Source organism: Comamonas sp. GW821-FHT11H03 (assembly GCF_058807955.1).
The window spans coordinates 153,798-173,624 of sequence record NZ_JBXARF010000002.1 but is presented as its reverse complement, the minus strand read 5'-3'; the positions used below and the strand labels follow the sequence as shown (position 1 = coordinate 173,624).

The following is a 19,827-nucleotide window of genomic DNA, read 5'->3' as shown; positions in this document are numbered from 1 at the left end:
GCCTGACGTCCGATACACCCTGGTTAACGCGCGAACCTGCATTTAGGCTGACAAGCTTCACAATGCAGATTCTGGGCGCACAATGCCAACCTATCAGGGGCAGGAGTTTAAGAAAACCTGCTCTCCTCATTCCTATCCGCTGATCAACATGGCGAAATTCAACGACATCCAACTCTTGCGCACAACTTTCCTGCGTGGCCCCAGTGTCTGGACCTACCGCCCGGTACTGGAGGTCTGGCTGGATCTGGGAGAGCTGGAAGACTATCCGTCCAACAAGATTCCCGGCCTCAACGAGCGCCTGACCAGTTGGCTGCCCGACCTGATCGAGCACACCTGCGGCGTCGGCGAGCGCGGTGGCTTCATCCAGCGCCTGGAAGGCGGCACCTGGATGGGTCATGTGTTGGAGCATGTCATCATCGAGTTGCTGAACCTGGCCGGCATGCCCGCCGAGTTCGGTCAGACCCGCGAAATTTCCAGGCGCGGCGTGTACCGCATGGTGTTCCGCTGCCCCGAAGAGGCCGTGGCCCGCGTGGCGCTGGAATACGGGCACAAGCTGCTGATGGCGGCCATCAATGACGAGCCATTCGACATCAAGCCCGCCGTGCATGCCATCAAGACGGCCATCAACGACCGCTACCTGGGCCCCTCGACCGGCTGCATCGTCGATGCCGCCAGCGAGCGCCGCATCCCCCATATCCGCCTGAATGACGGCAATCTGGTGCAGCTCGGTTATGGCGCGGCGCAGCGCCGCATCTGGACGGCAGAGTCCGACCAGACCAGCGCCATCGCCGAAGGCATTGCCCAGGACAAGGATTTCACCAAGCGCCTGCTGGCCGCCTGCGGTGTGCCCGTGCCCGAAGGCCAGGTCGTGGCATCGCCCGAAGAGGCCTGGGAAGTGGCGCAGGACATCGGCTTTCCCGTGACCGTCAAGCCCTCGGACGGCAACCATGCCCGTGGCGTGACCCTGGAGCTGTCCAAGGAAGCGGACATCAAGGCCGCGTTTGCACTGGCGCAGCCCGAAGGCTCGGACGTGATCGTCGAGAAATTCATCGACGGCGTGGAGCACCGCCTGCTGGTCGTGGGTGGCAAGGTGGTGGCAGCGACCAAGGGCGAGACGGTTTCCGTCTACGGCAACGGCAATGCCACGCTGCGCGAGCTGGTGGAAGTGTTGAACCAGGACCCGCGCCGCGGCCCCGAGCAGGAATACCCGCTGGACTGGATCAATCTGGAAGCCGGTGCCGTCAAGCTGGAGCTCAACCGCCAGCATGTGACGCCCGACAGCGTGATTCCCCAGGGCCAGAGCGTGCTGCTGCAGCGCAACGGCAATATGGCCATCGACTGCCTGGACGACGTGCACCCCGACGTGGCTTACTACGCCGTGCTGGCCGCCAAGATCGTCGGCCTGGACATTGCCGGCATGGACATGATCCTCAAGGATGTCTCCAAGCCCATGCAGGGCCAGGGAGCGATCCTGGAAGTCAACGCCGGCCCCGGCCTGCTGATGCACCTCAAGCCCACCAGCGGCGCGCCGCGCCCCGTGGGCATGGCCATTGCCGACCATCTCTTCCCCCGCGAAGACGGTGCCGGCGCCGGTCGCATCCCCGTGGTCGGCATTGTGGGCACACGCAACAACGCCTTCATCTCGCGCCTGGTCGGCTGGCTGCTGCAGCTGTCGGGCAAGCTGACCGGCGTGGCCAGCGGCGAAGGCATGTTCCTCGCCAATCGCCAGACACAAAAGACCAATACCGCCAACTGGGCAGGCGCCCATCGCCTGCTGACCAACCGTCTGGCCGAAGCCGCCGTCATCCAGACCACGGCCCGCTCCATTCTGGAAGAAGGTCTGGCCTATGACCGTTGCCTGGTCGGTGTGGTCACCGACATGGACGGCTACGAGCAACTGGCCGATCACGATGTGCTGGAGCCCGGCCAGATGCGCCGCGTGATGCGCACCCAGATCGACGTGGTGCTGGACGAAGGTGCGGGCGTGCTCAACGCCGACCTGCCCGAAGTGGCCGATCTGGCCGAGCTCTGCGATGGCGAAGTCATTCTCTACGCCACCGGCGCCGACAATGAATTTGTCGCGACCCACCGCGCCAACACCGAAGCCCGGCATGAAGGCGGCCGCGCCGTCTTCATCAAGGGCAGCAGCGTGGTGCTGGCCACCGGCACCCAGGAACGCGTGCTAGGCACGCTGCAAGCACTGTCCCTGGCCGGCGGCAAGCGCCCCGACACCAGCGCGCTGCTGGCTGCGATTGCCACCGCCTGGGCCCTGGACATCACGCCCGAGCTGATCGGCGCCGGCATCAAGACCTTTGAATACCAGGCCTGATTGCCTCATAAACGCTTCAACAGATATAGCTGCTGACGCTTATCAGATAAGCGTCAAACCAAGAAATAGCTTGAAATCCAGCTGAAAGAAACACTATGCAGATCACTCGCACCCGAGCCTTGCGCGGCCCCAACCTCTGGACCCGCAGCACCGCCATCGAAGCCATCGTGCACTGCGAAGACAGCGAGCTGTTGTACACGGCCATGCCCGGCTTTGAAGAAAAGCTGCGTGCGCGTTTCCCCACCATCGGTACGCTGCAGCCGCATGGCGCAGACCAGCGCCTGTCGCTGGCCCATGTGCTGGAAGTTGCCGCCCTGTCGCTGCAGGCCCAGGCGGGCTGCCCCGTCACCTTCAGCCGCACCCATGAGACCGTGGATCACGGCACCTTCCAGGTGGTGGTCGAGTACACCGAGGAGTCCGTGGGCAAGCTGGCCATGGAGCGCGCCGAAGCCCTGATTCAGGCCGCATTGAACGACACCCCCTTCGATGCCGACGCAACGATTGCCGAGCTGCGCGAGCTCGACGAGGACGACCGTATCGGCCCCTCGACCGGCGCCATCGTCGATGCCGCCGTAGCGCGCGGCATTCCCTTCCGTCGCCTGACCACCGGCTCGCTGGTACAGCTGGGCTGGGGCTCGCGCGCCCGCCGTTTTCAGGCCGCCGAGCTGGACTCCACCAGCGCCGTGGCCGAATCCATTGCGCAGGACAAGGATCTGACCAAGCGCCTGCTGCATGCAGCCGGCGTGCCCGTGCCCATGGGCCGCCCCGTCACCGACGTGGAAGACGCCTGGGCCGTGGCCCAGGAAGTGGGACTGCCCGTGGTGGTCAAACCCCAGGACGGCAACCAGGGCAAGGGCGTGGTGGTGAACATCACCACCCGCGAAGGTCTGGAAGCCGCCTTCAAGACCGCCAGCGAGTTTGGCGACGAGATCCTCGTCGAGCGCTTTTTGCCCGGCCATGACTTCCGCATGCTGGTCGTCGGCGGCCAGTTGGTGGCAGCCGCCCGCCGCGAGCCGCCCCAGGTACTGGGCGACGGCCAGCACACCATCCGCGAGCTGGTGAACATCGTCAACCAGGACCCCCGCCGAGGCTCCGGCCACGGCACGGCATTGACCAAGGTGCGCCTGGACGATATCGCCATCGCCCGCATTGCCAGCGAAGGCCTGACGCCTGACAGCGTGCCCGCCCAGGGTCAGCGCGTGGTGCTGCGCAACAACGCCAATCTGTCCACCGGCGGCAGCGCCACCGACGTGACCGATGATGTGCATCCCGAAATCGCCGCCCGCGCCATCGAGGCCGCACAGACCATCGGCCTGCATATCTGCGGTGTGGACGTGGTCTGCGAAACCATGCTCAAGCCCCTGGAAGAGCAAAGCGGCGGCATTGTCGAAGTCAACGCCGCTCCCGGCCTGCGCATGCACCTGGCGCCCTCCTTCGGCCGTCCCCGCAATGTGGGCGTTCCCATGGTGGACGAGCTGTTCGCGCCCGGCGACGACGGCCGCATCCCCCTGGTCGCCGTCACCGGCACCAATGGCAAGACCACGACCACGCGCGTGATCGCCCATCTGTTCACCTCGCATGGCTGGCGCACCGCCATGACCAACACCGATGGCGTGTATGTCAACGGTCGCCAGATCGACAGCGGCGACTGCTCCGGCCCCAAGAGTGCGCGCAACGCCCTGGCCCACCCCGAGACCGATGCGGCCGTGCTGGAATGCGCACGCGGCGGCATCTTGCGTGAAGGCCTGGGCTTTGACCGCTGCCAGGTCGCCGTGGTCACCAATGTGGGCGAAGGCGACCACCTGGGTCTGAACTTCATCACCACCAAGGAAGATGTCGGCGTTCTCAAGCGCGTCATCGTGCAGAACGTGGCCCCCACGGGCTATGCCGTGCTCAACGCCGCCGACCCGCTGGTTGCGGCCATGGCCCATGTCTGCCCCGGCAAGGTCATCTTCTTTGCCGCTGACCGCCACCACCCCGTCATGGCCACACACCGTGCCCAGGGCAGCCGCGTGGTCTATGTCGATGGCGACGCCATCGTGGCCGCGGAAGGCTCCTGGCGCGAGAGCATCGCGCTGCGCGACATTCCGCTGACCCGCAACGGCACCATCACCTTCCAGGTGGAAAACGTCATGGCCTCCATCGGCGCCGCTTGGGCCGCAGGCCTGCCCTGGCAGACCATCCGCCGCGGTCTGGCCGGCTTCCTCAACGACAGCGACAATGCCCCTGCCCGCTTCAATGTGATGGATTACAAGGGCGCCACCATCATTGCCGACTACGGCCACAACCCCGACGCCATTCGCGCGCTATCCCAGGCCGTGGAAGCCATGCCCGCCAAGCGCCGCAGCGTGGTGATCTCGGGCGCCGGCGACCGCCGCGACCAGGACATCACCGAACAGACCCAGATTCTGGGCAAGGTGTTCGACGATGTGGTGCTCTATCAGGACGCCTGCCAACGTGGCCGCGTGGATGGCGAAGTGCTGGCCCTGCTGAAAAAGGGCCTGGAAGGCGCGCCGCGCACCAGCTACAGCACCGAGATCCATGGCGAGTTCCTCGCCATCGACCACGCACTGGAGCGCCTGCAGCCCGGCGACCTGTGCCTGGTGCTGGTGGACCAGGTGGAAGAAGCTCTGGAGCACCTGCGCAAACACGTTGCAGGGCAGTAACCCCATAACAGCCCCCCTGAGGCGCTGACGCGCCTTCCCCCTCACGAGGGGGACGACAGCCTCGCTGGGGCAACCCTTGCTGGGGCAGCCCTTGCTGGGGCAGCCCTCGCTGCGCGGCGGCGGGGCCGCCCAGGCCCTTGCTTGCTGTCACTGGCCTGGAGTGCGCCAGTTTTCAGTTTTTCAAACCCGGCCTTGCGCCGGGTTTTGTCTTTGAAGTCACAGCACTTTGCACCGGCCACAGGGGCTGCGCGGCGGTTTTCACGCATGGTCTGAGCCGGCAGACGCCGTATGATGCGAACGCATATCCGCACCGACCGACCCATGACCTTGCAACCGCTTCGCCGCATAGCCACCTGCCTGCTGGGCCGGTGCGTGCTGGCATGGCTGGCACTGTCCATGGGGGTCGCGGCTGCCGCGCCGCTGATCCAGTCTCAGGGGTTTGAGCTGATCTGCACCAGCACCGGCGCGGTCAAGCTGATCGTCAAGGGCGAAGACGGCAGCAGCGTTCTGGGTGCGGGTCACCTCGATTGCCCCATGTGCCTGCCCCATGCAGCACTGCCTCCGCCCGCGCTGCAACTGCCGCCCCCTACCGAGTCACCGCTGTGGCATGCGCTGCTGCCCGTGCAGCGGGCGCGCATCGCCTCGCTGACCGCCGCGCCCCTGCCCGCGCGCGGGCCGCCTCCCGCTTACCTCTGAACCATTTCGGGCTCTAGCGCAGTTCTGATCTGCGCTGGCCGCTATCAGATTCATAGGGACAACCACGTCCCAAGGTAAGCATTCATGAAACAGATTTTTCTGCCACTGGTGGTCAGTGGTATTGCATGGCCGTGCCTGGCCCAGACCTCAACCGATTCCGCTGACCTGCCCGAGCGCTCCAAGACCCTGGGCGTGGTCACCGTCAACGGCGGCCAGCCCAGCTCGCTGCCCACGCAGATTCCGACCACCATCGAAGGCATCACGCGCGAGGAGATCGAGACCCGCATCAATGCCACCGACAGCGAGGATGCGCTCAAATATCTGCCCAGCCTGCTGGTGCGCAAGCGCTATATCGGCGACTACAACCACGCCATCCTCTCCACGCGGGCTTCGGGCACGGGCAATAGCGCGCGCTCGGCCGTCTATGCCGACGGCATTCTGCTGTCCAACTATCTGGGCAATGGCATTGCCAACGGCAGCAACTATGCGCCGCGCTGGGGCCTGGTGACGCCCGAGGAGATCGAACGCGTCGATGTCATGTACGGTCCGTTCTCGGCCGCCTACCCCGGCAACTCCGCCGGTGCCGTGGTGGACTATGTGACGCGCATGCCCGACAAGCTCGAAGCCCATGTGGCCGCTGGCTATGCCCACCAGAGCGCCGACGTGCTGGGCAGCAGCGGCCAATACCGCAGCTGGAATACCAGCGCCTCCATCGGCAGCAGAAGCGCAGGCTGGTCGTACTGGATCAACCTCAGTCGCAGCGACAGCCAGGGCCAGCCCATGACCTTCCCCACCGTGCTGCAGTCCGCCGGCGTTGCGGGCGGTGCCGGCACGCCCGTGACCGGGGCGATTGCCGGGCTCAACACCACCAACCAGCCCTGGTACATCCTGGGCGCGGGCACGCAGTACCGCACCCGGCAGGATCACGCCAAGATCAAGCTGGCCTATGACATCACGCCCACGCTGCGCGCCAGCTACACGCTGGGCTGGTGGCAGAACAGCGCCCAGGGCAGCTCCGAGACCTATCTGCGCGGACCCAATGCCCAGCCGGTCTACAGCGGCAACATCAATATCGACGGCAAGACCTACAAGCTGGCCGACACCGCCTTCGGCCTGAGCCAGGACCAGCAGACCCACACCATGCACGGGGTGTCGCTCAAAAGCCATACGCAGGGCGAGTTTGACTGGGAGCTCAGCGCCAGCCTGTACGACTACGGCAAGGATCAGCAGCGAGTTCCCACCGTGGCCCAGCCTGCCGCCAATCTGGGCGGCAAGGGCACGCTACAGGACCAGGACGGCACGGGCTGGAACACACTGGCCGCCAAGGGCACATGGCGGCCGCAGGGAATGAAAGGTGCACATATCGTGGACTTCGGCCTGGGCCGCGACGCCTACAGGCTGAACATCAGCAAATACAACGTGCTCGGCGACTGGCAGTCCGGCCCGGCCAACGCGCAATCGGTCGTCAGCCAGGTCGGCGGCAGGGCGGAGACCCGCTACGCCTGGGCACAGGACAGCTGGCAGCTGGCCAGGGACTGGAAGGCCGTGCTGGGCCTGCGCTGGGAAGACTGGACGGCCAGCCAGGGCCACACCGCCACAGCCAGCAGTCAGCTGGACTACGCCCAGCGCAGCGAATCGCATTTCTCGCCCAAGGCGGCGCTGGCTTATCAGCTGGCCCGCAGCACCACGCTCAAGGCATCGCTGGGCCGGGCCGTGCGCTTTCCCACCGTGGGCGAGCTGTATGGCGCGACCTCGGGCGGGGCGCTGTCCTTCATCAACGACCCGAATCTGAAACCCGAAAAGTCCTGGACGGGCGAGCTGACGGCCGAGCAGGATCTGGGCAATGGCCTGCTACGCGCCACCTGGTTCCATGAACGCACGCGCGATGCGCTCTACAGCCAGCTGATTGCCGGCACCACCGTCTCTGCGGTGCAGAACGTGGATCAGGTCAGGACCTCGGGGCTGGAGCTGGCTTACTCGGCGCAGTCGGTGTGGATACGTGGCCTGGACCTGGGCGGCAGCCTGACCTGGGCCAATTCGCGCATCACGGCCAATGCGGCCAACCCGGCCAGCGTCGGCAAATGGCAGCCCCGGGTGCCGCGCTGGCGCGCCACGGCCTGGGCCACCTACAAGCCCGACGAGCGTTGGGCCTTGACCGTGGCAGCGCGCTACAGCGGGCGCCAGTACTCGAATCTGGACAACAGCGACGTGCATGCCGACACCTATATGGGAGCCAGCCAGTATTTCAGCGTCGATCTGCGGGCACGCTATCAGATCGACAGACAGCTGTCGGCGGCCTTTGGCATAGACAACGCCAACAATGCCAAGTATTGGAACTTCCACCCCTATCCGCAGAGAACCTTTAGCGCCTCCCTGCGCTGGGATCTCTAAAGCCGCTGGCTCTAGACCAGACTGGCAAGCCTGCCATGGGTCTTGCGCATCCTGAAAGTGCCCAGGCAGGCCAGCAGCGCCAGGGCCAGGCCCAGCACGCAGGCACCTTGCCAGCCGTCAATGCCCCAGGCGAGAGTCCCCAGGGCCGAGCCCGCCGCCGCGCCCGTGAAATAGCCCGTCATATAGACAGCATTCATGCGGCCGCGCGCTGCGGGCAGCAACTGGGCCACCGTGGCCTGGTTGGTGATGTTCAGGCATTGCAGGCCCAGATCGATCACCACCATGCCCAGCACAAACCAGCCCAGATGCGCTCCGCCTACCCACAGCAGGGGCCAGGACAGCAGCAGGGCCAGCGCCCCGATGGCGCAGCTCACGCGGCCCAGGCCCTTGTCCACCAGCCTCCCCGCCTGTGTGGCCACCAGGGCTCCTGCCGCGCCGGCCAGACCGATCAGGCCGATCTGCCCGTCATCCAGGCCCAGGGGGCCGCTGGACAACTGCAGCGCCATGGTCGAGAACAGCACGCTGACCGAGGCGAACGCCAGCGCGCTGACCAGGGTACGCTGGCGCAGACCCGGCTGGCTGCGCAGCAGATGCCACATGCTTCTGAGCACCTGTGGATAACTGACAGGACTGGGGTTGCGCGATGCCGGCAGCGCCTTCCACAGCCACAGCGCCACCACGGCCATCACCAGCGCAGCGCCCTGGTAGACGGCCTGCCAGCCCCAGGCCTCCGAGACCATGCCGGCCACGCTGCGGGCCAGCAAGATGCCCAGCAGCAGACCGCTCATCACCCAGCCCACCGCCCGCCCGCTTTGCCCCGGCTGGGCCAGTGCCGCCGCCATGGGCACCAGCACCTGGGCCGCAACCGAGAACAGACCGGCCATCAGCGTGCCCAGCAGGAACAGGTCGAACTGGCCCGCCAGGCCGCACATCGCCTGCCCCAGGGCCGCCAGCAGCATCAGGCTCACGGCCAGGCCGCGGCGCTGCAGCTTGTCGCCCAGCGGAGCGAGCAGCAAAAGGCCTGCTGCATAGGCCACCTGGGCCAGCGTCACGCTGGTCGCGGCCGCCGACTCGCTGACCGAGAAATGAGAGGCAATCGAGTGCAGCAGTGGCTGATTGAAATAATTGCCGCCCGCGCACAGGCCACAGGCCAGTGCCATCAACAGCAGGGAGGAAGCGCTCAGACCGGGCGCGGAAACGTTCACTGACATAGATAACGGCCACATCCGGCGGATGCGGCACTTGCATGGAGCCACCGCCCAAGGGGCCGTCGCAGATCAAAGAGGGAGTTCGGAAGTCCGGCATGCGCTGTGTCATGCCTGTGGCGGCGTCTCAGCAGCCGGTGCCCGCCAGCAGGCCGGGGCAAACCGTGATGCAATACAGAAAGTTCTGCAGCAGCGGGTATTGTCCTAAGGCCGGCTGCCAATCCCTTGCCCAGGACTCAATGCCCTGTCAAAAAACAAGGGTTAACCCTTAACTCAACGTATGCGCACCACCATGAAATTGCTCTCTGCCGCTCTGGCCGTTGCGGCCGCCACCGTAGGAACCATGGCCTTTGTCGGCATGAGCCATGCCGAGCAGATCGGCGCCGTGGACACCGTCTTCAAGTGGATTGGCCCGGATCACAAGATCGTGGTCGATGCCTATGACGACCCCAAGGTGCCGGGCGTGACCTGCTATGTCTCGCGCGCCAAGACCGGCGGCATCAAGGGCGGCCTGGGCCTGGCCGAGGATCGCTCGGAGGCGTCGATCGCCTGCCAGGCCACGGGCAATATCCAGTTCCCCGCGCCGCTCAGGCAGCAGGAAGAAGTGTTCACCGAGCGCACCTCGCTGCTGTTCAAGCGCCTGCGTGTGGTGCGCATGGTGGATGCCAAGCGCAATGCCCTGATCTATATGACCTACTCGGACCGGGTGATCGAGGGCTCGCCCCAGAACAGCGTCACCGCCGTGGCCGTGCCGCAGGCAACAGCGATCCCGCTGAAATGAAAATCAGAGCAGGCTGCGCTTGTGCAGCCTGCGTTTGAGACAGTCTTAGCTCAAGGCCAGGTGCAGCGACTTACTGACTGAAAGTCAGGCCGCCTGCGTCCAGCGCCGGCGGACGCAGCAAATCCTCGTTCACGCCCATGGCCTGGCTGGCGCGCTCCACGGCCTGCCACAGTCCGGCAGGCATCTGCAAAATGGCCTCGGGGGACTGCGCATCGTCGATCCAGTGGCTGATCTGCAGATGCTGTTCATGAGTGAGCAGGTCCAGGTGCAGCATTTCATCGATAGTTTTCATGGTGTTCCTCCCTGCTTGTGGAAGCAGGCGCTGTGCAACCCGCGCCCGACTTGTCTATCCAATATAGGGGCAAAAACCGCCGCCGCAAGCAAAATCATTGTCAAGAAAACCATAGCTGCCTGCGACTGTCATTCAAGCGCTACAGCATGTCGGGCGCTTGGGCTGCGGACGCTGCAAGCGGCAGCGGCTCGCCGGCCTTGCAAGCATCGACAAAGGCCTGCAAGGCTGGCGAGCGGCGCTTTCCGGCGCGCTGCACCAAAGAGAAGTTGCGCCACATGCGCGGCAAGGTGGTGGGCAGAATCTCCAGCGCCCCCGCCTGCAGCTGTGACTGCACCAGCACGCGCGACAGACAGCTGATGCCCAGCCCCTGCTCGACACAGCGCGCAATCGCCTCGGAGCTGCCCAGCGTGGCCGTTGCAGGCAGCTGGTGCAGATGCGGCAGCAGCGCATGCTCGACCATCTCGCGCGTGCCCGAGCCCGCCTCGCGCAGCAGCCATGCCGCCTTGCGCAGCGCTGCCACGCCCAGCGGCTTGTTGCGCGCCTGCTCGGCCAGCGGGTCCTGCGGCGATGCCACGATGACCAGTTCGTCGCGCAGCCAGGGCTCGACCTCCAGCCCCTGCCAGTGGCTGCTGCCCTCGATCAGGCCCATGTCGACCTCCATGGCCAGCACGGCTTCGCCCACCTCCTGGGTATTGGCGATCTGCAGGTCCACGCGCACCAGCGGATGCGAGCGCGCCAGCCGCGCCAGCACTTCGGGCAGCGCATAGGTGCCGATGGTGGTGCTGGCCGCCACGCGCAGGCGCACCGGCATATTGGCCGCACGCGCGGAAAACGTCTGCTCTATGCCTCTTGCCTGCTCCAGCACGCCCAGGGCCTGGGGCAGCAGCGCGCGGCCTGCATCGTTGAGCACCAGGCGCTTGCCCACGCGCTCGAACAGCTGCACGCCCAGGCCTTGCTCCAGCTGCTGCAGCGCGGCACTGGTGGCCGACTGGGAAAGCGCTACGGCCTCTGCGGCCGCCACCGTGGTTCCGCTTTGGGCCACGGCGCAGAAGATCTCGAACTGACGCAAGGTGAGATGCAGCATGACGATGATTCGTATATTCGTATCGATGACAGCAGGCTAGCGCCGGCTCATCCCGCCCATGATTGAGTCGGATTGCAGGAGCCAGATAGCCCAATCTACCTGTTTTACAGGTTGATCTTACAAAAACTATTAGTTATACAAATATAACCAAGAAATCTAAAGTGACCTCCATGCCGGCAATCAGACCTGTTGTCTTGCCTGCTGCGAAAGGTCACGATGAACACTACAACACTGAAAAACTCCGCACCCTCGCAAGGCTGGATGCACAAGACCGGCGGGATGATCCCCGGCCTGCTGCTGGCGGGCGCCATCGCTGCCGTGGCCACCTGGGCCGCGCAGTTTCCGGTCATCAAGAACAACGGCCTGAGCGCGCTGACGCTGGCCATCATCATCGGTCTGCTGATCGGCAACACCGTCTATCCCGCCATCGCCAGCCAGTGTGCCAGCGGCATCGCCTTCACCAAGGCCCGCCTGCTGCGCACCGGCATCGTGCTCTACGGTCTGCGCCTGACCTTCCAGGACATCGGCCAGGTCGGCATGGCCGGCGTGGTGATCGATGCGCTGGTGCTGTCCAGCACCTTTTTGCTGGCGCAGTGGATAGGCCAGAAGCTGCTGGGCATGGACAAGCGAACCACCATGCTGGTGGGGGCCGGCGCCTCCATCTGCGGCGCTGCCGCCGTGCTGGCCACCGAACCCGTGGTCAAGGGCCGCGCAGAAGACGTGGCCGTTGCCGTGGCCACCGTGGTGGTGTTCGGCACCATCGGCACCTTTCTCTACCCCGCGCTGTTTCACTGGAATGCCGAGTACGGCTGGATAGACACCAGCATGCAGCAGTACGGCGTTTTCGTCGGCTCCACCGTGCATGAGGTGGCCCAGGTCGTGGCCGCCGGCGAAGCCATCGGCAGCCAGGCCGCAGACACGGCCGTGATCGCCAAGATGGTGCGCGTGATGATGCTGGCCCCCTTCCTGCTGGTGCTGTCCATGTGGCTGACACGCAGCGAGCGGGCCCTGGGTGTGAACAACGGCCAGCCCGCCAACCGGATCACCATTCCCTGGTTTGCCGTGGGCTTCGTGGCCATGGCCGGCGTCAACTCCCTGGGCGTGCTGCCCAAGGAAGTGGTCAGCGTCGGCATTCAACTCGACAACGCGCTGCTGGCCCTGGCCATGGCCGCTCTGGGTCTGACCACCCATATCCGCGCCGTGCGCGCTGCCGGCACCCGGCCGCTGATTCTGGCCCTGGCTTTGTTCGCCTGGCTGCTGGTCGCCGGACTGGTACTGAATCTCTGGATTCCGACACTGTTTTGATAGCGACTTGCGCTTGACTGGATTAGAAATACAACATCTAAAGGTCTGAAACCCTTTGAAAGAGAGCGCTTGTAGCTCTCTTTTTTTATGCCGCAGAGAAACAGGGAAATACCCTATATATCAATGCAGACTCAATTAGTTTGAATTGCAAATTAATTGCAAAAGCATCAAAATTCGGCCATGTCTTTTGCCGATGCTCCCTCCCGCGACCGCCTGGGCTTTCTCATGGTCACCCTGACCCGCCAATGGCGGCGCTTTGTCGAAGAACAGCTGGCCGCCAGCGGCCTGACCGACGCCACCTGGACGCCGCTGTTGCACCTGCGCGCCTGGGGTGACGGCGTGACGCAAAAGGAACTGGCCGAGCGCGTGGGGCTGGACGGCTCCAGCCTGGTTCGCCTGCTGGACATTCTTGAGGGCAAGGGCTGGGTGGAGCGCCGTGCCGATGCGGCCGACCGCCGCAGCAAGCGCATCTTTCTCACTGCCGAAGGCAATAGCGCCGTGGACAGCATCCGCGCCACCATGCTCGAAGCCGAGCTCAGTCTGCTGCAGGACCTTGAGGACTCCGAGGTCGAAGCCATGCTGGGCGGCGTCAACAAGATTCGCGCCCGCATCGAGCAGATGCACGAGCAGCACTCAGCCCAAGCCCATTGCGGCACCGAGGAGCGCGCATGAGCGTGGCAGCCTACGACCGCCTGCTGGAGAGTGCCACGCGATGGGGCTTTGACAGCGCCCGCCTGCGCCAGCATCTGCGCACGGCTTTTGCCGCCTGCATTGCCGTGTTCGCCGCCTGGGCCCTGGGGCTGGAGCACCCGCAATGGGCAGGCATGACGGTCTGGGCCGCCTCCCAGCCGCTGCGCGGCCAACTGCTGGAGAAAAGCTTTTTCCGCACCACGGGCACGCTGGTCGGAACGGCTGCCGGCGTAGTGCTGGTGCTGGTGGCCAATGGCGATCTGCTCTGGCTGGTCACGGGACTGGCGGTGTGGATCGGCATTTGCGCGGGCATGGGCAATCTGCAGCGCAGCTTTGCCTCCTACGGCACCATGCTGGCCGGCTATTCGGCCTCCATGGTGGCTTTGCTGGACAACGGCAACCCTGCCCATGTCTACGCGCTGGGCTGGGATCGCCTGTTTACCGCCCTGACCGGTGTGGCCGCCGCCCTGGTCGTAGGCTGGCTGTTCACGCCCGTGGGCGCCGAAATCCCCGGTGACGGCCGGGTGCGCCGGCTCTGCGCCCGTCTGCTGCGCGACATCGCCGACGCCGCCCAGGCCACGGCCAGCGGGCATAGCGCCCTCAGCCCCAGGGACCTGGCCGAGCGCCTTGCCGTGATGGCTGCCATCGAGGAAGGGTTGGACCCCCATGCCGCAGGCTCGCAGCGTTCGCGCCGCGCCGTGCGGGCGCTGCGCCGCCTGATCAATACCCAGATCTCGGCCCTGCTCTGGCTGCGCGACAGCGCGGGCAAGACCCTCACGGCCGAGTTCTCGCCCGACCACGCCCAAGCCATGACGGCTGCACTGAGGCAAGCTGCCAAGCTGCTGGAAACCCAGCCCGCACCGCTGGCCGCCATCGACGCCATTGCCACGGCCCGCAACGCCGCCGCAGGCTGGGGCCATGCCGAAGAGATTCTGGGCAATATCGGCCTGGCCCTGCAGGCCCACTTTGTGGCTGCCAGCGACCTGACTCTGCCAGCCCACCATCGCGCACGTCAGTTGCCCGTGGTCCTACACAGCGACTGGGTGGGCGCGCGCCGGGCCATGCTGCGGGCATTCAGCTCCATTTTTCTGGTCGGCCTGATCTGGGTGGTCACCGGCTGGCATGGCGGCGCCTATATGTTGCTGGGCCTGTCGGTGATGATCACCGTGTTCTCCTCTTTCGAGAACCCGGCCTTCACCATGCGCTTTGTGATTCTGGGTCAGGCCATGGGCGCGGGCGTGGCGCTGGCCTGCCAGTGGTTTGCCTGGCCGTTTGCCAACAGCCAGTTGCAGATGGTGCTGATGATGCTGCCCTTTATCTTCCTTGGCGCCCTGCTGCTCAGCCACCGCCGCACCACGCTGTACGGCTTCGACTGCAATATGGTGATCCTGCTGGCACTGTCGCCGCATTTCCCCTATCAGCTCGATGTGGGCCACTCGCTGTCCATGGCTTTTGCCATCGTTACCGGCCCGCTGGCCGGCTGGGCGGCCTATCGCTTCATCCTGCCCGTCACCGCGCAAGGCAGGCTGGACGGCCTGCGCGCCATGATGGTCCATGAGCTGCAGGACATGGCCTCGGCCCCGGCGCACGCCCGAGACGTGCGCGTGTGGCGCGCCCGCCTCTACCACCGCCTGCTGCGCCTGGTGCGTGCCTGCGAAAAAGTCAGCGCCCCCGCCGTGCAGGACGCGGCCGACTGCGGCCTGGCCGCGCTGCGGGTGGGCAAGGCCGTGCTGATCCTGCACCAGTTGCAAGCGGATGTACTCCTGTCCGAAAGCACCTTGCGCGTTGTGCACAGCGCGCTGCAGAGACTGCAACAACTGCCCAGCGCTCCCGCCAGGGCCGTGCCGCTGCTGCAAGGCCTGGCCCGGCGCATACAGCAGCGCCAGCCAGAGCAGGCGCTGCAACTGCGACTCGCTGCCCAGGACATCTACGAGCATCCGGCCTTCTTTGCCTCCAGCGCCTCGTTGCGCTGATCACTTCAGCGGCCGCCCGATAGATGGGCGGCAATCGCCGCCTCGCTGACACCATAGAGCTCAGCCAGCGCTGCGGGCGCGGCCACGGCGCGCGGCTCGCCCACGCCCAGCAGCCGCCCATGGCCCAGCAGAGCGATCCGGCTGGCCACACGCAAGCCGTGCTCGGGCTGGTGGGTGGACAGCAGCATGGCCATGCCCTGGGCGCTCAGCGCCTCGATCTGCTCCAGCACGCGAATCTGGTTGCCGAAGTCCAGGCTGGCCGTGGGCTCGTCCATGACCAGCAGCGCCGGCTCCTGCGCCAGCGCGCGCGCAATCAGCACCAGTTGCCGCTCGCCGCCGCTGAGCTCCGTGTAGCGGCGTGCGGCCAGATGTGCGATGTGCAGCCGCTCCATGCAGGCCAGTGCCATGGCGCGGTCCGCGCCGCAGGGCCTGGCCAGCAGGGGCAGGCGCGCAGCGCGGCCCATGAGCACCATGTCCAGCGCCTCGAAGGCAAACACTCCGGCCTGGGCCTGGGGCACATAGCCGACGCGGCGCGCGAACTCCGCGCGCGGCCAGTGCTGCACCGGCTGGCCCTGCACCAGCACCCGCCCCGCCAGCGGCGGCAGCAGGCCCAGAACCGTTCGAAACAGCGTGGTCTTGCCGCAGCCGTTGGGGCCCAGCAGACAAAGCACCTCGCCGGTGGAAATGGACAGGTCCACCGATTCGCTGACCACACGGCGACCGTGGCCGGTGCGCAGCCCGAGCAAGTCCAGCACCGCCATCAGGCCTGTCCTTCACGGCGACCCGTGCGGGCCAGCAGATACAGAAAGAATGGTGCGCCAACCAGGGCCGTCAAAATGCCCAGCGGCAGCTCGATGCGCGCCATGGTGCGGGCCAACGTATCGGCCACCACCACAAAGCCCGCGCCCAGCAGGGCCGAGGCCGGCAGCAGGCGCACGAAATCGGGGCCGACCAGCAGGCGCGCCACATGCGGCACCACCAGCCCGACCCAGCCGATGATGCCGGCCAGCGACACGGCCGCCGCCGTGCCCAGCGTGGCGCAAACCACCAGCACCAGGCGCAGCCGCGCGACCGGCACGCCCAGAGCCCGCGCTTCCTCATCGGGCAGAGCCAGCAGGTTGATGCGCCAGCGCAGCAGCAGCAAAGGCAGCAGGGCCGCCAGCATCACAGGAGCCGTGGCGGCCACTTCCTGCAGCGTCACGGCCGACAGGCCGCCCATGAGCCAGAAGGTGATGGACGGCAGCTGGGTGTTCGGGTCGGCCAGGGTCTTGATCAGGGCAATGCCGGCCCCCAGCAAGGCGCCCAGCGCAATACCGGCCAGCACCAGAACCAGCACCGGATCATGTCTGCGCACGCAGGCGCTGACGGCCACCACGACAGCCACGGCGACCAGCCCGCCGCCAAAGGCCAGCCATTGCACGGCGAACATCGACAGCCCCAGATAGATGGCGACCACGGCGCCCAGACCCGCGCCGGCCGACACGCCCAGAATATCGGGCGAGACCAGCGGGTTGCGAAACATGCCCTGGTAGGCCGCACCGGCCGCACCCAGCATCGCACCGACCGCCATGCCGGCTGCGATGCGAGGCAGCCTGATGTTCCAGAGCACGGTTTCGGCCGCTGGCGCCAGCGGCGAATCCGCCCCCGTGGCCCGCGCCCATAGCGCTTCGGCCAGTTGTGCCGGCGCCAGCGCAAACTGGCCCGAGCCCAGCGCCCACAGCAGCACCAGAGCCAGCAAGAGCAGGGCCAGCCACCAACCCATGCCCGCACGCAGAGGGCCGCGCTGGCGACCATGCCCGGCGGCATTGCTCGATGCCGCGCTTTGCGGACTTGCCGCTTCTTTCGACCTTTGGGCACCTTCCCCGATATCGAATGACTTCATGCCAGCCTCATGCATTCAGCGCGCCAGCTGCAGCAGCCCATGCAGCTGGGCCGACGACAGCTGCACACCATAGAACAGCGCATGGAACTCGCTCACCGCCTGCTCCAGGGTTTTGACACCTTGCTGGGGGAAGCGGCCCGGATGCAGCTTCTCAAGCAGCCAGCGCACGCCGATCAGCCGGTTCACGCTGGGCGGGCCGTCCAGCCAGCCAAAGGGCAGCACGGGCGCGCAGTGCACACGGCCGCTGCGCACGGCGCTGACGCCGCGCCACAAGGGGTCCTGGCGCACGCGCTCGGCAAAGCCCGCCTCCTGGGTCAGTATGACTTCGGGGTCCCAGGCCAGGATCTGCTCCATGGAGACGCGCGTGAGTCCGCCCCTGCCGGCCTGGGCCGCCACATTGCGACCGCCCGCATACTCGATCACCTCGACATTGATGGAGCCGGCCAGCCCGGTTTCCAGACCGTTGGCGCCGCGCCCCAGATAGACACGCGGCCGGGCCTGCTCACCGAGTCCGGCAGTCACGGCGCGCACCAAAGCGGCGACCTCGTCCGCATGGCGGGCCAGGGCCCGGCCGCGCTCGGCCGCACCCAGCAGGGCGCCGACCTCGCGCAGCTGGCGCGCATGTTCGGGCAGGCTGCCTTGCACCAGCACGCAGGCCAGGCCCGTCTGGCGCGCCAGACGCTCGGCGGCAGAGACATGGGTGGCGTCGGAGGTCCCGGAGTCCAGCACCAGATCGGGTTGCAGCGCCAGCAGCTTTTCGAGCGGCAGCGTGCTGCCCCGGCCCGACAGGCGCCCGAGATAGGGCAAAGCCTGCAGTGGCGCACCCAGATGGGCGCGCGCCGCGTCGCTGAGCTGCATGGGCCAGCCCAGCAGTTGCTGCGGCGCCAGCGCGGCCAGCAGCACGCCTGCCGGCGGCCCCGAAGCGAACACGCGGCCAGGCCGTGCCGGCAGCGAGCCAAAGCGCGCTGCAATGACCGAGCCGCCATCCTGAGCCCAGACCCCGCTCTGATGCAGGCCCGAGGCCAACGTCGCAGCACCGGCCTGCAGCCATTGGCGCCGCGTCAGCATGACCGGTCTCCCTGGTCTTCGCGCTGCAGCTGCTGGCGGCACCAGTGCAGCAGTGCCTGTTCATCGACCGGCAGGCGCACGAAGGCGCCGCCGGTAAAGCTCTGCCAGCCGGCCTCGTGGCGGGCCGCCACGGCCGTGATCACGGGAATGCCGGCCTCGACAAAGGCGGCGATCTCCTGGACAAAACCGCCGCCGGCGGCTTCGAGCTGGCCGAAGCAGTTGACGACGGCCAGCTCCACACCATCGGCCAGCGCCTGGCGCAGCACCTCGCTGGCCCGGGCCAGGGCCTGAGGATTGAGACTGCAGGCCCGCGAAGCCGCGCCCAGATCCTCGGTCATCTCGAACTGCTGGCCGCTGCGCAGATCCACGAGACGCATGCATTTGTTGCCGTTGGCATAGCAGCTTTGCCGATGCACCAGCCCGCCCACGCTGCGGCCCGACTGCTGCAGCCGCCGCGCCACGCCTTCCAGCAAGTCCTCGATATCGTGCCGCTCATCGGGGTAAATCAATGCCGCCAGCGGCGGCGTCATAGCGGTGCTCATGCTGCTCCTTCGCTCAAGTCTGTCCATCGACACCGGCGCTCATGCCGGCGGGCACGCTGTCGCGCGCAAACACCCAAGGACCGTTCGCACCGCTGGCCGCTTCCAGCGCACGCTGGCCAGGCGCAGACAGCAGGTACTCGGCCAAAAGGCCTGCCGCCTGGCGCTGCTGCGCTGTGGCCGGATGGCGCGGGCCCGGTGTGAGCAGCACATAGGGTCTGCGCATCAGCGGATCGCCGTGCAGCAGCAGCTCTATGCCGGGGGCGCCCATCTTGCCGAAGGCCAGGGGAATATGGCCGACCACGGCATAGGCCTGCTCGCGCGCTGCCAGCTCCAGCACGGCCTGTGGTCGCGGGCCGGTGTCGGCGCGCAGCCAGCGCGCATCGGGGCGTATGCCCCCGCGCCGCCACAGGCGCTGCACCACGGTATAGCTGCCGGGATCGCGCAGCGCGATAAAGGGGGCGCCGGTCTGGGCAATGCGCTGCAGCGCCTGCGTGCCGTCAGCGGCCGAACGCACGCCGGCGGGGTCATGAGCGGGACCGGCAATGACATGCTCGTTCCAGCCCCAGACGCGCGCAGAGCCTGCCATGCCGCTGGCCTCCAGTGCCATGGCTTCGTCGCTGGCGTGGATCAGCAGCATCTGCGCCTGGCCGCGCGCGAAGGCGGGCACCACGCCCTCCTTGGGTGCGGCCGCCACGGTGGTGACCGGCATGGTCAGGGCGTGGCTGGCCTGCTCGGCCACGCGCGGCCACACGCCGCACAGCACAAGCCCGCCCACGGCCGCCACCTGTATGCCGGCGTCCGAAGCGGGTTGCGCTCCCGCCGCCAGGGCCGGGCCGCCGGCCATGCCCAGGGCCGCCAGACTCCGCAGCCAGTCACGTCTTGTCAGCGAGGTCAGCGATGTCTGAAGCAGGTGTTCCATGGCC

General features: G+C 66.7%; 16 protein-coding genes. 8 read left to right on the top strand and 8 right to left on the bottom strand.

Annotation, left to right across the window (positions count from 1 at the left end; genetic code table 11):
• Positions 1 to 148 precede the first annotated feature (148 nt).
• From AC1RTQ_RS05235 to AC1RTQ_RS05220, 4 genes are all read left to right on the top strand, one after another.
• Positions 149 to 2,329 carry a cyanophycin synthetase gene (locus AC1RTQ_RS05235; RefSeq protein WP_302092318.1) on the top strand — a complete coding sequence of 727 codons (2,181 nt, stop codon included), beginning with the start codon at positions 149 to 151 and terminating at the stop codon, positions 2,327 to 2,329.
• A 95-nt stretch (positions 2,330 to 2,424) separates the two neighbouring features.
• Positions 2,425 to 4,995, top strand: a complete 2,571-nt coding sequence (cphA, locus tag AC1RTQ_RS05230) for a cyanophycin synthetase (RefSeq protein ID WP_326999389.1) — start codon at positions 2,425 to 2,427, stop codon at positions 4,993 to 4,995.
• A 321-nt stretch (positions 4,996 to 5,316) separates the two neighbouring features.
• Positions 5,317 to 5,691, top strand: coding sequence for a DUF2946 family protein (locus AC1RTQ_RS05225; protein ID WP_302093142.1), 375 nt, complete (start codon positions 5,317 to 5,319; stop codon positions 5,689 to 5,691).
• Positions 5,692 to 5,775: 84 nt separating this feature from the next.
• Positions 5,776 to 8,082, top strand: a complete 2,307-nt coding sequence (locus AC1RTQ_RS05220; protein WP_492874609.1) for a TonB-dependent receptor — start codon at positions 5,776 to 5,778, stop codon at positions 8,080 to 8,082.
• Between the two features lie 11 nt (positions 8,083 to 8,093).
• On the opposite strand, the gene AC1RTQ_RS05215 is transcribed toward AC1RTQ_RS05220, so the two are convergent.
• A complete protein-coding gene (locus AC1RTQ_RS05215; protein WP_492874608.1) occupies positions 8,094 to 9,293 on the bottom strand; it encodes an MFS transporter in 1,200 nt (399 codons plus the stop codon).
• Between the two features lie 274 nt (positions 9,294 to 9,567).
• On the opposite strand from AC1RTQ_RS05215, the gene AC1RTQ_RS05210 reads away from it, so the two are divergent.
• Positions 9,568 to 10,068 carry a CreA family protein gene (locus AC1RTQ_RS05210; protein WP_492874607.1) on the top strand — a complete coding sequence of 167 codons (501 nt, stop codon included), beginning with the start codon at positions 9,568 to 9,570 and terminating at the stop codon, positions 10,066 to 10,068.
• A gap of 70 nt (positions 10,069 to 10,138) precedes the next feature.
• On the opposite strand, the gene AC1RTQ_RS05205 is transcribed toward AC1RTQ_RS05210, so the two are convergent.
• Complete coding sequence (locus AC1RTQ_RS05205; protein ID WP_003058848.1) at positions 10,139 to 10,360, bottom strand: hypothetical protein; 222 nt, start codon at positions 10,358 to 10,360, stop codon at positions 10,139 to 10,141.
• Positions 10,361 to 10,499: 139 nt separating this feature from the next.
• A complete protein-coding gene (locus AC1RTQ_RS05200; protein ID WP_492874606.1) occupies positions 10,500 to 11,444 on the bottom strand; it encodes a LysR family transcriptional regulator in 945 nt (314 codons plus the stop codon).
• A 216-nt stretch (positions 11,445 to 11,660) separates the two neighbouring features.
• On the opposite strand from AC1RTQ_RS05200, the gene AC1RTQ_RS05195 reads away from it, so the two are divergent.
• From AC1RTQ_RS05195 to AC1RTQ_RS05185, 3 genes are all read left to right on the top strand, one after another.
• Entirely contained in the window at positions 11,661 to 12,749 is a 1,089-nt protein-coding gene (locus AC1RTQ_RS05195) for a YeiH family protein (protein WP_302092324.1), read from the top strand.
• Positions 12,750 to 12,929: 180 nt separating this feature from the next.
• Positions 12,930 to 13,421 (top strand): MarR family winged helix-turn-helix transcriptional regulator, encoded by a 492-nt coding sequence (locus AC1RTQ_RS05190; RefSeq protein ID WP_304351235.1) that lies wholly within the window; start codon positions 12,930 to 12,932, stop codon positions 13,419 to 13,421.
• Positions 13,418 to 15,412 carry an FUSC family protein gene (locus AC1RTQ_RS05185; RefSeq protein WP_492874605.1) on the top strand — a complete coding sequence of 665 codons (1,995 nt, stop codon included), beginning with the start codon at positions 13,418 to 13,420 and terminating at the stop codon, positions 15,410 to 15,412. Before AC1RTQ_RS05190 ends, AC1RTQ_RS05185 begins: the two co-directional genes overlap by 4 nt.
• A 5-nt stretch (positions 15,413 to 15,417) precedes the next feature.
• On the opposite strand, the gene AC1RTQ_RS05180 is transcribed toward AC1RTQ_RS05185, so the two are convergent.
• From AC1RTQ_RS05180 to AC1RTQ_RS05160, 5 genes are all read right to left on the bottom strand, one after another.
• Entirely contained in the window at positions 15,418 to 16,173 is a 756-nt protein-coding gene (locus AC1RTQ_RS05180) for an ABC transporter ATP-binding protein (protein WP_492874604.1), read from the bottom strand.
• Complete coding sequence (locus AC1RTQ_RS05175; protein ID WP_492874971.1) at positions 16,173 to 17,174, bottom strand: FecCD family ABC transporter permease; 1,002 nt, start codon at positions 17,172 to 17,174, stop codon at positions 16,173 to 16,175. Before AC1RTQ_RS05175 ends, AC1RTQ_RS05180 begins: the two co-directional genes overlap by 1 nt.
• Positions 17,175 to 17,309: 135 nt before the next feature.
• On the bottom strand, positions 17,310 to 18,362 hold the full coding sequence (locus AC1RTQ_RS05170) for an iron ABC transporter substrate-binding protein (RefSeq protein WP_492874603.1): 1,053 nt from the start codon (positions 18,360 to 18,362) through the stop codon (positions 17,310 to 17,312).
• Positions 18,356 to 18,904: a DUF2478 domain-containing protein gene (locus tag AC1RTQ_RS05165; RefSeq protein ID WP_492874602.1), complete on the bottom strand. Its 549-nt coding sequence runs from the start codon at positions 18,902 to 18,904 to the stop codon at positions 18,356 to 18,358. The genes AC1RTQ_RS05170 and AC1RTQ_RS05165 overlap by 7 nt, the downstream gene beginning before the upstream one ends.
• Positions 18,905 to 18,917: 13 nt before the next feature.
• Positions 18,918 to 19,823, bottom strand: coding sequence for a substrate-binding domain-containing protein (locus AC1RTQ_RS05160; protein ID WP_492874601.1), 906 nt, complete (start codon positions 19,821 to 19,823; stop codon positions 18,918 to 18,920).
• Positions 19,824 to 19,827: the final 4 nt, after the last annotated feature.

Excerpts from the sequence above, each read along its gene's own strand:
- AC1RTQ_RS05235 (WP_302092318.1), top strand. The coding sequence starts at position 149 with ATGGCGAAATTCAACGACATCCAACTCTTGCGCACAACTTTCCTGCGT.
- cphA (WP_326999389.1), top strand. The coding sequence starts at position 2,425 with ATGCAGATCACTCGCACCCGAGCCTTGCGCGGCCCCAACCTCTGGACC.
- AC1RTQ_RS05225 (WP_302093142.1), top strand. The coding sequence starts at position 5,317 with ATGACCTTGCAACCGCTTCGCCGCATAGCCACCTGCCTGCTGGGCCGG.
- AC1RTQ_RS05220 (WP_492874609.1), top strand. The coding sequence starts at position 5,776 with ATGAAACAGATTTTTCTGCCACTGGTGGTCAGTGGTATTGCATGGCCG.
- AC1RTQ_RS05215 (WP_492874608.1), bottom strand. The coding sequence starts at position 9,293 with ATGTCAGTGAACGTTTCCGCGCCCGGTCTGAGCGCTTCCTCCCTGCTG.
- AC1RTQ_RS05210 (WP_492874607.1), top strand. The coding sequence starts at position 9,568 with ATGCGCACCACCATGAAATTGCTCTCTGCCGCTCTGGCCGTTGCGGCC.
- AC1RTQ_RS05205 (WP_003058848.1), bottom strand. The coding sequence starts at position 10,360 with ATGAAAACTATCGATGAAATGCTGCACCTGGACCTGCTCACTCATGAA.
- AC1RTQ_RS05200 (WP_492874606.1), bottom strand. The coding sequence starts at position 11,444 with ATGCTGCATCTCACCTTGCGTCAGTTCGAGATCTTCTGCGCCGTGGCC.
- AC1RTQ_RS05195 (WP_302092324.1), top strand. The coding sequence starts at position 11,661 with ATGAACACTACAACACTGAAAAACTCCGCACCCTCGCAAGGCTGGATG.
- AC1RTQ_RS05190 (WP_304351235.1), top strand. The coding sequence starts at position 12,930 with ATGTCTTTTGCCGATGCTCCCTCCCGCGACCGCCTGGGCTTTCTCATG.
- AC1RTQ_RS05185 (WP_492874605.1), top strand. The coding sequence starts at position 13,418 with ATGAGCGTGGCAGCCTACGACCGCCTGCTGGAGAGTGCCACGCGATGG.
- AC1RTQ_RS05180 (WP_492874604.1), bottom strand. The coding sequence starts at position 16,173 with ATGGCGGTGCTGGACTTGCTCGGGCTGCGCACCGGCCACGGTCGCCGT.
- AC1RTQ_RS05175 (WP_492874971.1), bottom strand. The coding sequence starts at position 17,174 with ATGGGTTGGTGGCTGGCCCTGCTCTTGCTGGCTCTGGTGCTGCTGTGG.
- AC1RTQ_RS05170 (WP_492874603.1), bottom strand. The coding sequence starts at position 18,362 with ATGCTGACGCGGCGCCAATGGCTGCAGGCCGGTGCTGCGACGTTGGCC.
- AC1RTQ_RS05165 (WP_492874602.1), bottom strand. The coding sequence starts at position 18,904 with ATGAGCACCGCTATGACGCCGCCGCTGGCGGCATTGATTTACCCCGAT.
- AC1RTQ_RS05160 (WP_492874601.1), bottom strand. The coding sequence starts at position 19,823 with ATGGAACACCTGCTTCAGACATCGCTGACCTCGCTGACAAGACGTGAC.